The 12,637-nt window shown below is 73.5% G+C and carries 12 protein-coding genes, 1 tRNA gene and 1 pseudogene; 9 read left to right on the forward strand and 5 right to left on the reverse strand.

What is annotated here, in order from left to right; all coding sequences use genetic code 11:
- Nucleotides 1-11 precede the first annotated feature (11 nt).
- Genes VEL82_04500 through VEL82_04520 form a run of 5 tightly spaced genes read left to right on the forward strand, consistent with a single transcriptional unit; the run spans nt 12 to nt 4,120 of the window.
- Nucleotides 12-1,004 carry a metal-dependent hydrolase gene (locus VEL82_04500; GenBank protein HXW67120.1) on the forward strand — a complete coding sequence of 331 codons (993 nt, stop codon included), beginning with the start codon at nt 12-14 and terminating at the stop codon, nt 1,002-1,004.
- Between the two features lie 56 nt (nt 1,005-1,060).
- Nucleotides 1,061-1,372, forward strand: coding sequence for a transcription factor S (locus VEL82_04505; protein ID HXW67121.1), 312 nt, complete (start codon nt 1,061-1,063; stop codon nt 1,370-1,372).
- Entirely contained in the window at nt 1,369-2,673 is a 1,305-nt protein-coding gene (gene asnS / locus VEL82_04510) for an asparagine--tRNA ligase (GenBank protein HXW67122.1), read from the forward strand. Before VEL82_04505 ends, asnS begins: the two co-directional genes overlap by 4 nt.
- A gap of 42 nt (nt 2,674-2,715) precedes the next feature.
- On the forward strand, nt 2,716-3,588 hold the full coding sequence (locus VEL82_04515; protein HXW67123.1) for a hypothetical protein: 873 nt from the start codon (nt 2,716-2,718) through the stop codon (nt 3,586-3,588).
- 4 nt (nt 3,589-3,592) lie between these two features.
- Entirely contained in the window at nt 3,593-4,120 is a 528-nt protein-coding gene (locus VEL82_04520) for a GNAT family N-acetyltransferase (protein ID HXW67124.1), read from the forward strand.
- On the opposite strand, the gene VEL82_04525 is transcribed toward VEL82_04520, so the two are convergent.
- Both VEL82_04525 and VEL82_04530 read right to left on the reverse strand, forming a co-directional pair.
- Nucleotides 4,117-5,157, reverse strand: coding sequence for a zinc ribbon domain-containing protein (locus VEL82_04525; protein ID HXW67125.1), 1,041 nt, complete (start codon nt 5,155-5,157; stop codon nt 4,117-4,119). The two genes, VEL82_04520 and VEL82_04525, sit on opposite strands and share 4 nt — an antisense overlap.
- Nucleotides 5,158-5,173: 16 nt before the next feature.
- Nucleotides 5,174-5,258: transfer RNA gene (locus tag VEL82_04530), tRNA-Leu, on the reverse strand.
- Between the two features lie 120 nt (nt 5,259-5,378).
- Here VEL82_04530 and albA point away from each other — a divergent pair.
- Nucleotides 5,379-5,738, forward strand: a complete 360-nt coding sequence (gene albA, locus VEL82_04535) for a DNA-binding protein Alba (GenBank protein HXW67126.1) — start codon at nt 5,379-5,381, stop codon at nt 5,736-5,738.
- Here albA and VEL82_04540 read toward each other — a convergent pair.
- The gene (locus VEL82_04540) at nt 5,671-7,491 is read right to left on the reverse strand and encodes an RDD family protein (protein HXW67127.1); all 1,821 of its coding nucleotides are present in this window, start codon (nt 7,489-7,491) and stop codon (nt 5,671-5,673) included. The two genes, albA and VEL82_04540, sit on opposite strands and share 68 nt — an antisense overlap.
- An 84-nt stretch (nt 7,492-7,575) precedes the next feature.
- On the opposite strand from VEL82_04540, the gene VEL82_04545 reads away from it, so the two are divergent.
- From VEL82_04545 to VEL82_04555, 3 genes are read left to right on the forward strand one after another with little or no spacing between them, the layout of a single operon-like run.
- A complete protein-coding gene (locus VEL82_04545) occupies nt 7,576-8,976 on the forward strand; it encodes an aspartate ammonia-lyase (GenBank protein HXW67128.1) in 1,401 nt (466 codons plus the stop codon).
- Nucleotides 8,977-9,033: 57 nt separating this feature from the next.
- On the forward strand, nt 9,034-9,789 hold the full coding sequence (locus tag VEL82_04550) for a helix-turn-helix domain-containing protein (protein HXW67129.1): 756 nt from the start codon (nt 9,034-9,036) through the stop codon (nt 9,787-9,789).
- Between the two features lie 10 nt (nt 9,790-9,799).
- Nucleotides 9,800-10,672, forward strand: a complete 873-nt coding sequence (locus VEL82_04555) for a methyltransferase domain-containing protein (GenBank protein HXW67130.1) — start codon at nt 9,800-9,802, stop codon at nt 10,670-10,672.
- Here VEL82_04555 and VEL82_04560 read toward each other — a convergent pair.
- Nucleotides 10,669-11,742, reverse strand: a pseudogene (locus VEL82_04560) (pyridoxal phosphate-dependent aminotransferase). The gene VEL82_04555 and the pseudogene VEL82_04560 sit on opposite strands and share 4 nt — an antisense overlap.
- A 77-nt stretch (nt 11,743-11,819) precedes the next feature.
- Entirely contained in the window at nt 11,820-12,617 is a 798-nt protein-coding gene (locus tag VEL82_04565) for a ubiquinone/menaquinone biosynthesis methyltransferase (GenBank protein HXW67131.1), read from the reverse strand.
- Nucleotides 12,618-12,637 lie beyond the last annotated feature (20 nt).

Genomic DNA, 12,637 nt, shown 5'->3' on the forward strand with positions numbered 1-12,637 from the left:
GGACCGGGCGCATGGACCTGTTCACCCACGTCATCTTCGGCTACCTGCTCTCCTTCGTCCTGTGGGGGCCGGCGGCCCCCCAGTACATCGCCGCCGGCGCGCTCGCCGCCGGCCTACCGGACGCGGACATCCTGTTGTTCCCGCTCACGCGCTGGTTCCCCCGCCTCCACCACCGCGGCATCGTCCACACGGTGCTCGGGGTCACCGTGATCGCGGCCGTGGGGAGCCTGCTCGTCCCGTACCTGCCGTACTTCACCCACGCCTCGACGCTCCTCTACTTCGTCGCCATGGAGGTCGGTGGCCTCTCCCATCTCGCGCTCGACGGCTTCACGAACTACGCGGTCGCCCCCCTCGAGCCGTTCGCGCGCCGGACGCTGAAGCTGGACGCCGACCTCGCGGTCAACCTCGTGACGATCGCCCTGACCGCCGGCACCCTGGTCGTCCTGATCGCCGAGCACGGCACGGTCGCCTTCAACGTCTGGGTCTCCACCGCCTGGATCCTCGTCGGGATCTACGGCGGCTACCTGCTCCTGCGGGGCGTCGCCCGCTGGCGCGCCGGCGTCGCCGGGCGCCGGGAAGGCTACGCCGCCGTGCTGCCGAGCGCGAGCCCGTGGCGCTGGCTGCTCGTCGACGAGTCCGACGGTCCCGAGCGCTACCGGATCCGCTACAGGGAGCTCTCGCTCGGCGGCGGTCCGTCCGGCCCGGAGCACTCCCTGGAGGTACGCAAGCTGCCCACGGCCCCGGGCCCGGTCGACTCGCCTCTCGCCGCGCTCGAACGTACCTACCGGGCGGCGATGGCGAAGAACGAATGGCTGGCGGAGAACTACCACGCGGGCGCGGCGCTCGAGCGCGGGAACGTCTACGAGGTGTTCTGGTTCCTGATCGGCGCCGGTGGACTGCGTCGAGCCTTCGGCGTGCGCGGCGAGATCGACCGCGCGACCGGGGCGATCTCGCTGCGCTCGGGCCTCTTGCGCCTTCCGCCGGAGGTCCGGGGAGTGCCCTGAGCCCGCGGCCGCCCGCCCAGCGTTAAATACCGTGCGCCCGGTGATACCTCCTTCCCATGTTCTGCCCCCAGTGCAAGCGGCTCATGCGGCCCGACCGGGTCGCCGGGGTCTGGAGATGCTCGGCCTGCGGTGCCGAGGTCCCGCTCGGCCGCGGGGTCGAGGTCGGCCGCTCGACCCCGAAGGGACGTGAGGTGGCGGTCGTCGACGAGGCGAAGGCGGCGACGCTGCCGACCGCGGACGAGCTCTGCATGAAGTGCGGGAACACGCGGGCGTTCTGGGTGCTGCGCCAGACGCGGGGCTCGGACGAGCCCGAGACCCGGATCTTCGAGTGCACGAAGTGCGGCTACAAGTGGCGGGAGTACCAGTGAGCGCCCCGCCGTTCGCCTCCGTGAGTTCGGTCTTCGCTGCGGATGCGCTCGGCCGGGCCGTGCGCCTGCGCGGCTGGGTCAGCCGCTCGCGCTCCTCGGGCGGCATCCTCTTCGTCCACCTGCGGGACCGCAGCGGCACCGTCCAGGTCACCGGCCGGCGGGACGTGCTGGGCAGCGAGCCGTTCGAGGCGGCCGAGCACGTCCAGGTCGAGGGAGCGATCGAGGTCGACGGGACGGTGGCGGACGACCCCCGCGCTCCGGGCGGCCGCGAGGTGCGCGCCCGACAGATCCACGTCGTGGACGCCGGCGCACCGTTCCCGATCTTCCAGGAACAGACCGAGGAGTTCCGCCTGGACAAGCGCCACCTCGTGATCCGCTCGAGCCAGCACGTCGCGACGTTCCGCGTGAAGGCGGAGCTCCTGCGCGTGCTGCGCACGTTCCTCGAGGGCGAAGACGTGCTCGAGACGACGCCCCCGATCCTCACCGGGAACCCCGCGGAGGGCGGGGCCGAAGCGTTCACGATCGACTACTTCGGGCGTCCGGGCTTCCTGTCGCAGTCGGCCCAGCTCTACCTGGAGGCGATGATCGTCCCGCACGAGCGCGTCTACGCGCTCACGCCGTCGTTCCGCGCCGAGAAATCCCGCACGAGCCGCCACCTCACCGAGTACCAGCATCTCGAGGTCGAGCTCGCCTGGACGGACCTGGACGCCCTGCTCGAGTTCGTCGAGCGCATGATCGTCGCCGCGTGCCACGGGGTCGCCGAGCGCCGGGCCGACGAGCTGCGCGCGCTCGGGCGGCCCCCCGAGGAGCTCCTGGCCATGCACGCGCCGTTCCCGCGCACCAGCTATGCCGACGCGCTCGAGCGGCTGAAGGGCCTCGGCTTTCCCGTGGCGTGGGGCAGCGATCTCGGCACGGCGGAGGAGCGCGCCCTGACGCTCGAGTCGGCCGCCCCGCTGTTCGTCACGCGGTTCCCGCGCGAGCTCAAGGCGTTCTACATGCGCCGGTCGCCGGGGGATCCGCGGACGGTGGAGGCCGCGGACCTGCTCGCGCCCGAGGGTTACGGCGAGATCGTCGGCGCCTCGTGCCGCGAGACGGACCTACAGGGACTCCAGGAGCGCCTGCACGCCATCGGCGCGAACGTCGCCGACTACGAGTGGTACCTCGACCTGCGCCGGCACGGCAACGTCCCGCACGCGGGCTTCGGCCTCGGCATCGAGCGCCTGCTGCGCTGGATGCTGCGCCGCGAGCACATCCGAGAGACGACGCCGTTCCCGCGGACGCCGTCCCGCCACACGCCGTGAGCGGTCTCCGGCGCTTTTAGCGCCCGAGGGGTTCGCGCGGGCGTGCGGTTCCCGCATCATCCGGCGAAGCACGCGCGGCCCGCGCTGTTCACGCCGCAGCCGTTCCTGGCCTACCGGCGCCGGCTCGGCGCGCCGATCGCCCGCGCGCCTCCGCAGATCGTGCTCGGGTTCGCGCCGAATCGCGTGCGGCGGGCCGCGGCGCGCCTCGGCGCCCGGCCGATCCCCGACGCGACGGACCTGTTCGTGAGCGGCCGCGGGCCGGCGGCGATCGGTCTCGCCGCGACGCGGGGGGTCGGAGGGCCGGCGCTCGCGATCGCGGTCGAGGAGCTCGCGGCGATCGGCGCCCGTCGGTTCCTCTCGGTCGGCTTCGCGGGTTCGCTGGCCGCCGAGCTCGAGGTCGGCACGACGGTCCTGTGCTCGCGGGCGCTGCGGGACGAGGGCACCTCGTTCCACTACGCGCGGCCGAGCACGTGGGCGTGGCCGACGCGCGAGCTCTACCTCCGTCTCGCCGACCGGCTGCGCCGCCTCCGGGTCCCGTTCGCGGTCGGGAGCAGCTGGACCGTGGACGCGCCGTACCGCGAGACGATCGCCGAGGTGCGCAGCGTGCGCGCGCGCGGGGTGCGGACGGTCGAGATGGAGGCGAGCGCGCCGTTCACGGTCGCCCGGGTGCGCGGGCGACAGTCCGCGGCCCTGTTCACCGTCAGCGACCTGCTCGACGAGCGCGGCTGGACGCCGAGGCCAACGACCCGCTCGATCGATTGTTCCCGCTCGCGGTCGCGGCGCTCCGGGCCCTCGGCCCCCCGCCGGCGACGCGGGCCCGGCGCGAGCGCGCACGCACCGCGCGCCCCCGAAGGGGCAAGGTTCAATAGCGCGGCTGCGCGTTCCCGCGCCACGCTCCTTCGTCGGAGTTCGTAGCATCGTGGGACAGCACGGTTCGGACCACGGAGGGGAGCGAGCGCCCGCGCCCGGCCAGAAACCGTCCGCGGTCGTCGAGCGGATCACGCACCAGGACGTCGCCGAGATCTGCGGCCTCTATAAGCGCGTGTGGGACGCGCCGCCGGTCGGGGGGCTCCCGAACGAACTGCTCAAGTCCTGGCAGCCGAGCCCGCTCGAGTTCACGAGCTGGATGGAGGGCGTGACCTACTTCGCGGCGCGACGCGAGGGACGCCTGGTCGGGGTCATCGGCTGCGAGATCTCGCTGGGGAGCTGCCGCATCGTCAATCTCGCGGTCGATCCGGACGCGCGAAGGGCCGGCGTGGGGACGGCGCTCGTGGCCGCGGCCGTCGAGTGGGGCCGCCACGCGAACGCGAAGGAGGTCTGGGGCAGCGCGCTGGCGCGCTTCGTCGCGGTCGCGGCGCTCTTCAAGCACCTGGAATTCGCCGAGTGCGGCGTGCTCCACCAGCACGAGTGGGGCGAGGACGTCCGCCTCTTCGAGCGGACGCTCTAGCGCCGCGCGAGCGTCGAGCGGGGCGAGCGGCCGGGGGGCGCCCCGTGCGTCTGCTGCAGCGCCCGCAGCCGGCGGAGGCCCTCTTCGGGATGGCCGCGGAAGAACTCGCGCGCCCCGCGCGCGAGCTCGCTCGCCTCGAGCTCGGTCGCGATCCCGTGGGCCCGCTCCTCGAGGAGGAAGTCGCCGTAGTCCGCGATGTAGCGCGGGAGGCCGGCCTTGAGCCGGTTGACCGCCTGCAGGCGGAGCTGCCGGATCTGCTGCTTGAGCGGCGCGAGCTTGCCCGCGCGCAGCTCGCCCTCGAGATCGTCCGCCGAGAACGCCGGGTCCTGCGGGGGCTCGACCCCGAGGGCCTGCATGTCGCGCAGCAGCGCCACGACCCGCTCGAGCTCGTCCCGGGCCTGGTCGAGGTGACGCTCCTTGAGCGTCACGACCCGGTCGACCTGCTGGAACGTCGCGATCGCCTGGGCCACGTCGCCGGTCCGAGCGGCGTGCAGCGTCTCCTCGATCTGCTCGCGCTCGAGCCGGCTGTCGACGGCGTAGGCCTCGAGGCGGGCCAGCCGGGCCTTCGTGCGCTTCTCCCACTCCTCGAACGCCGTGACGATCCGCTTCTGCGCGATCCGCTCGATCCCGCGCACCGCCTCGGCCCACGGTTCCGGGTTCGCGGAGCTACGGGCGGCGTCCTCGGCCCACGCCGGCAGCCGCGGGATGGAAACGCCGAGCGGTCCGGCCCCTTCCGCCCACTGCGCGATACGGGTCAGGCGCCGGGCGAGCTCGCCGGCGAACGGGTTCGGGGCCGAGGGTACCGCGCGCCGCGGCAGCCCCCGGCCGCCGCGAAGGGTCGACGCCGGCACGACCGGTGGTGCCTCGGCCCCGGGCTCGGCCGGCGCCTCCTCGACGGGCGCCGGGGCGCCCGGCGGCGCGGGATCGAGTACGGTCGCGGGTACCGGATCGATCGGGGTGTGGCAGCTCGGGCAGACAAGGACGTCCGGCCCGATCGCCGCCCCGCAGTGCGGGCAGGCGGACGGAGGGTCCGTCATCGGATACGGAGAGGTATGCAGGGGGTGAGATTTGAACTCACGAACTCCTACGAGACCAGGACCTCAACCTGGCGCCTTTGACCAAGCTGGGCCACCCCTGCACGCCGGTCGCGGCTACGGTGCCCCTGCGATAAGTCTTGCGAAGCGCCTCCTCCACGGGAGTCGAGAACGCACGACGGCACGCAAAAAGCCTTGTACGGAGGCGCGGTGGCCGCCCGCCTATGGCCGACGCACGGCAGCGGCCGTTCGACGCGGTGGGCGCGACCGTGTTCATCGGCCTCAAGCCGACCATGACCTACGTCTTCCAGGTCGTCACGCAGCTCAACAGCGGGGCCGGCGAGGTAGTCGTCCGGGCGCGCGGCAACGCGATCGCGAAGGCGGTGGACGTGGTCGAGGTGGTGCGCCGCCGCTTCCTCGAGGGTCAGGTCGCGGTCGGATCGATCTCGATCGGCACCGAGCGCCTGGTCAACCGCGAGGGGCGCGACGCGAACGTGAGCGCGATCGCGATCCCGCTCATCCGGACGGGCCCGGCACCCGCCGCGCCGGGGCCGGCTGCGGCGCCGGCGCCGGGCGGCCCGTAGCGGTCCGCACGACCCAGGTCCCGGCGACCAGGTCGCCGAAGCGCTGGCGCTCGGGGGTGAGGCCGATGACGAGGACCCCGATCGCGCCGAAGAGACCAATCCCGCCGAGCACGACGGCGAGCACCGCGAGGAACTCAAGCAGCCCCGCGGCGATCGCGAGGCCGCCGGTGAAGCCGGGCGTCGCCGCGGCCCCGGTCTTCAGCAGGAGGAGGAGCCCGACCGCGAGCCCCACGCCGAGGATCGTGAGGGTCGGCAGCTTGGAGACGTTGCGGACCAGCGCCGAGGAGAACGACGGGCGCTCCAGGTGCCGGTCCCGGACCCCGAGCCGCAATAGGCGCTTTCCGAGGGTGGCGCCGGCCCCGTACTCGAGCAGGACGAAGTAGAGGAACGCGATCGCGGCGTAGCCGTAGACGGCCGCGTTGAATCCGAGGTTCGCGGCGATGCTGTCGAGCGAACCGGGGCTCGCCAGCACGATCGCCACCCACAGCGCGGCCGCGGGGAGCGTGACGATGGCGAGGTCGATCACGAACGCGGCGATCCGCGCGCCGATGCTGGCGAAGCGGCGGAGACCGAGTTCCCGGCCCACCAGCACGAGCCAGCGTGCGGTCAGGAACGCCCGGTACCCCTCGCGCCCGTCGGTCGAGCCGGAGCGGGCCGCGGCGTCGAGGTTCGCCTGGTCGGCCACGATCCAGCCGGGCACGGGAAGTCCCTGCCAGGGGCGGTCGGCGGGCGCCGGGGGCAGGCCGAGCAGGCGATGGGCCTGGGCCGCCGCCTCCCGCCCGGCGAGCGAGGAGTCGACGATGGACTCCGAGATCGAGCCGCGCACGCCCGACCTCATCGCCCGGGCGAGACGCCCGAGCGGCGTCGGGGCCGGCTCGCCCACGGGACCGACCGGCGCGTAGCCGCGACCGGAGAGGCGGTGGGCGAGGAACGCGCCCGCGAGACCGAGCAGGCCCGAGAGGTAGACGAGATCAAAGATGCCGGCGCCCCCGATCGCGTAGAGCCCGGAGGGGCCGGTGCCGTAGAGCGGGGGCTGGCGCAGGACGTCCGCCCCGACGATCACACCGAAGGTCGAGGCGATGTACGCCGCCGGCAGCGCGAGCGCTTCCGCGCCGGGAAAGGCGCGGTGGGCCACGGCGACCGCCACGAATCCCGCCGCGACCGGGCCGACGAGGTAGGCCGGGAACGACTCCTCGATCCCGACGCCCGGGATGGCGGTCGACGAGAGGAACGTGACGACGACGACGCCGGAGAACAGGGCGAGGACCGTCGCGATCCGCCCGAGCGAGCGGCCCGGGGCGCCCGCGCTCGCGAGACCCGCGGCGAGCGGGGTCGCCGCGGCCGCGGCGAGGACCAGGACGAGCTGGGTCGTCGAGGGCGGCACGAACACGACGAGGGCCAGCAGGACGACGATCTCCACCGCGACGAACGCGAGGAGGGCGGGGAGCGTGCGGCGGAGGGGCGGGGCGACCCGCCCGAACGCGAGCGCCGCGACGAGGAGCGGGAAGACCGCGCCCGGGTAGCTGATCGCGAGCCAGTCGTTCGCGATCGGCGCGATCGGCAACAGCACGATGGTGCCGAGCAGGCCCCCCGCGACCAGCAGCCAGAAAGTTCGGCGGCCGAAGCCCACGCTCTCGGCGAAGGCGTTGTGCTGCCAGCCGAGCACGTACAGTAGCGCCCAGAGCAGCGCTGGGATCGCGAGCAGCGCGACGTCCCCCGAGATGTCGAAGGCGAGCTGGACGGGATCGATCATCGGCATTCCTCGCCGCGCCGGCGAGGGGGACGCTAGGAGCGGACCGGAGTAAAGGGTTTTGTCGCGAATTTGGCTTCCCGCCGCGTGGCCGCACCACGGATCGAGAGGGACTCGCTCGGCGCGCGCGAGGTGCCGGGCGACGTCTACTGGGGGATCCAGACCCTCCGGGCGCGCGAGAACTTCCCGATCAGCGGGCTCGTCGAGTCCCCGCGGCTGATCCGCGCCTACGCGCTCCTCAAGCTCGCGGCGGTGCGGGCCAACGTATCGCTCGGCGGGCTCGACGAGCGGCGGGGGCGCGCGCTCGAGCAGGCCGCGGAGGAGATGGCCGCCGGCCGGTTCGACCGCGAGTTCCCGGTCGACGTCTTCCAATCGGGCGCGGGGACGTCGTTCCACATGAACGTCAACGAGGTGCTCACGAACCGCGCGCTCGAGATCCTCGGTCGGCCGCGCGGCCAGTACGACGAGCTGAGCCCGAACGACCACGTGAACCGCGGCCAGTCGACGAACGACACGTTCCCCTCGGCCGCGCAGGTCGCGGCGCTGTTCGCGCTGCGGGAGGTCCGCGTGTCGCTGACCACGCTGATCGAGAGCTTCCGTCGCAAGGGCGAGGAGTTCGGCGGCCTGCCCAAGGCCGGTCGCACCCATCTCAAGGACGCGATGCCGGTCACGCTCGGCGCGGAGTTCCGCGCCTACGCCTCAGCCCTCGATGCCGTGCTCGCCACGCTCGAGCCGATCGAGCGGGGCCTCGGGGAGATCCCACTCGGCGGGAGCGCCGTCGGCACCGGTGTCAACAGCCTGCCGGGGTTCCGGGGGATGGCGGTCGCCGACTACGCGCGGCTGACGGGACTGGCGCTGACCGTCGCCCGCGACCCGTTCGCCACCATGCAGAGCCGCTGGCCGCTGGGGGCGGCGAGCGGCTGGCTACGGGCGCTCTCGCTCGAGCTCGCGCGGATCGCCGCCGACCTGCGACTGCTCTCGAGCGGGCCCGAGACCGGACTCGACGAGATACGGCTGCCGGAGATCCAGCCCGGCTCCTCGATCATGCCCGCGAAGGTGAACCCGACGGCGGCCGAATGCCTGACGATGGTCGCCTTCCACGTGGTCGGGGCGGACGCCGCCACCGCGCTCGCGGTGCAGGCCGGCCAGCTCGAGATCAACGTCATGATGCCGCTCGCCGCCTTCGAGGTGCTGTTCGCCGCGGAGATCCTCGCACGGTACCTGCCGGTGTTCGCCCGTGGCTGCGTGGACGGCATCACCGCGAACCCCACCCGCCTCGAGAGCTACCTGATGCGCTCGAGCGCGCTCGCGACCGTCCTGACGCCCCGCCTCGGCTACCTCAAGGTCGCCGAGCTCCTGCACGAGGCCGAGCGGACGGGGCGACCGGTCCGCGAGCTCCTGGTGGAGCGGCAGCTCCTGTCCGCGGACGAGGCGGAGGCGCTCCTCGGCCCGGCGGCGCTCCTCAAGCTGACGCAACCGGTACCGTGAGCCCCGGCCCCCGGGCGCATCGTTAAGACCATCGCGCACCGTCGACCCCGCCGCACCATGGCGACGTTCGAGGAGGCGGCGGTCGCCCTCGGCAACCAGTCATCGGAGGAGTTCCGGCGCGCCGCCGACGTCCTCGGCAAGGTCGGGCTCACCCAGTACGAGGCCCGCGCCTACATCGCGCTGGTCGCGCGGGGCGTGGGGGACGCCGCGAGCCTCGCCACGGCTGCCGGAATCCCGCGGACGAGCGCCTACAAGGTCCTCGAGTCGCTCGCGGCGAAGGGCTACGCCCAGCCGACCGGCGGCAAACCGATCCTCTTCCGGCCGGCACCGCCGCTCGACGTGGCCGACCAGCTCAAGGGCGCCATCCAGGAGGTGTTCGAGAAGCTCGCCCACCTCCACCGCGTCGTTGCCGAGCACGGCGAGCCCCAGCTCGTCTACCTCCTGAGCGGCCACGACAAGGTCCTTTCGAAGATCGGCGAGCTCCTCGACCAGTCGAACCAGACGTTCATCCTCACGACGCCGCAGGTCGCCGAGGTCCGCGACGAGCTCGGCAAGAAGCTCCAGCACGCGGTCAAGCGCGGGGTCCGCGTGACGTTCGTCACGTCGCCGCTCCAGCGAGTGCCCGAGGGCGTCGAGTACGTCGCCCGGGAGAACCTGCTGGCCACCGAGGTCCTCGCCGACGGCGCCCACGCGCTCCTCGCCGCGCCCGGGCTCGAGGCCTGCGGGTTCACCGACAATCCGATCCTCACGGCGCACCTCAAGCAGTTCCTCGAGGTCATCCTCGAGGCGGCTCCCGCGCGCGCCGCGCCCTAGGACCGAGCCGTTGGCGGCCGACGCGCGCGGCGGCCCGCGGCGGCCCCCGATCGAGCGGGTCCGCGAGCGGCTGCGGGCGAGCGAGGGAGAGGCGGTCGCCGCCGCCGTTCCCCGGGGCTACCAGCGGCTGGGACGCGTGCTGCTCCTCCGCCTTCCCGGGACCCTGCGACCGCACTTCGCCGCGATCGGGCGCGCCTGGCAGGCCGAGCTGGGCGTCGAAGCGGTCCTCAGCCAGGTCGGGCCGGTCTCGGGGGAGCTACGCGAACCGGCGGTCGAGCGGATCGCGGGCGGCTCGACCGAGACGGAGGTCCGGGAGCACGGGGCGCGCTGGCGCTTCGATGCGGCGCGCCTGATGTTCGCGGCCGGCAACCGGTTCGAGCGGCGGCGCGCGGCGGAGCTCGTTGGGCCGGGCGAGCACGTCGTCGACCTGTTCGCGGGCATCGGGTACTTCTCGATCCCGATCGCCCGGGCGGTCCCGAGCGCACGGGTCCTGGCCGTCGAGAAGAACCCGGTCGCCTTCCGCTACCTGACGGAGAACGTGGCGCGCAACGGGGTCGCCGAGCGCGTCGCGTGCGTCCTCGGCGACAACCGACGGGCCGCGCTGCCCGCCGCCGCGGCCGACCGGGTGTTCCTGGGCTACCTGCCCGACGCGACCCCGTGGCTCGACCGCGCGATCCAGCTCCTGCGTCCGGCCGGGGGATGGGTGCACGTGCACACCGTCGTCGACGCGCGCGGCGCGATCGACTCGGCGATCGCTCGGGTGGCGGCCGCGACCGCCGACCTCGGGGCCGCGCTCCCGCGCCGGCCCGTCGCGCGCGCGGTGAAGCCCTACGGTCCGGGGCGCACCCACGTGGTGGTCGACGCGCGGCTCGCGCCGGCCTAATGCGTCGGGGTCGGGAGGCGGGGCGCGAGCGCGTCGACCACGGCCGGGAACGCGCGGACGAAGCGGTCGATGTCGCTCGTCGGGTTCGAGAAGGAGATCCGGACGAACTTCGCTCCGTGCGCCGGCGACAGGTAGTCGCCCGCCCGGACGAAGACGCCGTGACGCTCGAGCAGCTCGCGCTGGATCGCCTTCGGGGCGAGCCCGCGTGCCGAGACGTCGGCGACCATCATGTTCGCCTGCGAGGGGTAGACGAGGACCCGCATGCCGGGCACGGCCTCGACGCAGGCCCGAACGCGAGCCCCGTTCTCGCGCGTCTGGCGCCGGACCTCGCCGATCCAGTGCGACTTCGTGCGGAGCCCGGCGAGCGCGGCGACCTGGGCGAGGATGTTCACGCCGAGGTCGTTCGTGTTGAACCGCGCGATCGTCCGGACGAGCTCGGCGCGCGCGAGGAACCCTCCGATCCGAAGGCCGGCGAGCCCGCAGTTCTTCGAGACGGACCAGACGGTGATCGTCTCCTCCGGCGCGAACTGGGCGGCGAGCGTCGGTCCCTCGGCGAAGTCGCGGTAGGTCACGTCGTTCAGGAGGAAGAGGTGGCGGTCGTGGGCGATCTCGGCGATCGCGCGCACCTCCTCGCGCGGGTAGCCCGAGCCGAGGGGATTCAGCGGATCGATCAATAGGATCATCCGGGTCCGGGGCCCGATCGCCTCGGCGACCCGTTCGGCGTTGAGTCGGAACGGGGGAGCGTAGATGTCCAGGTTGCGGGTCCGCGCGCCGGAGAGCTCGATGAACTTGTGGATGATGAGGTAGCTCGGGTCCGAGGCGATGACCTCGTCCCCGGGGGCGAGGAGCGCGCGGGCGGTCATGTAGAGCGACTCGGTGCCGCCCGCGGTCAGGAACGGGCTCAGGCCGGCGAGGCCGAGATCGGCGGCCGCGAGCTCGAGCAGCTCGGGGTCGCCGGGCCCGTAGGGGTAGCCCTCGTAGCGGCGCTCGCGGATCGCCTCTTCGAGCGCCCCCCGCACGATGTCGGGCGGGACGAGATGGTTGGTGTTCTGGCTCATCCAGGCGATCTCACGGCGGTGCGCATCGGCGTACCGGAACGCGTCGAACGGCGTAGGGGATCCCTCGCACCCCCGGGGGCGCGGGTGGGTTAATGGCTTTCGGAGGGTGCGGCGCGGCCCGCCTCCGCGAGGAACGCGGTGACGATCCCCATCGACTGCTCCCGGGCCGCGACCCGGGAGAACCCCGCCCGCCCGAGCGCGGCGACGAGTTCGACGCGCGGCGGCAACCGGCGGAGCGACTCGGGCAGGTAGCGGTACGGGCCCGCGCTGTCGACCGCGGCCCCGAGCCAGGGCACGACATGGTCGAAGTAGGCGTGGAAGATCGAGCCGAACATCGGCGAGGGGGGCTCGGTGATCTCCAGCGAGAGCAGGACCCCGCCCGGCCGCAGCACCCGGCGCATCTCCCCGAACGCCGCCGGTAGATCGACCAGGTTGCGCACGAGGAAGGCGTTCGTCACGAGGTCGAACGACGCGTCGCCGAAGGGCAGACGCTGCGCGGTGCCGCGGCCGTAGGCGACGGCGCGGGTCCGATGCGCGCGCGGTGTGAGGCGGACGGCGACGCGGAGCATCGCGGCCGTGAAGTCGACCCCGACCACGCTCGCCCCGGGGAAGTGGCGGGCCGCGAGCCGGGTCAGCTCGCCGGTGCCGCAGCCGAGGTCGAGGATGCGCTCCATCCGGCCCGGGGCGCGGAATCGGTCGAGGTCCCACAGCGCGCGGGGGCGCCAGAGCAGATCCCCGCCGAGCGACGCGACGTGATCGAACCACTGGTAGCCGGCGGCGATGTGGGTGAACATGCGGCGCACGTCCCGCTCGAAACTGGGGTCGACGGGGTCGGGGTGCGGCGAGCCGTCCGGCCCGCTCCGGGCGGGCGACTCGGGGCGCGCCACGATCGCGCCGAGCGGCGGGA

This window comes from Thermoplasmata archaeon (assembly GCA_035622275.1).
GTDB lineage: Archaea > Thermoplasmatota > Thermoplasmata > Lutacidiplasmatales > UBA184 > Lutacidiplasma.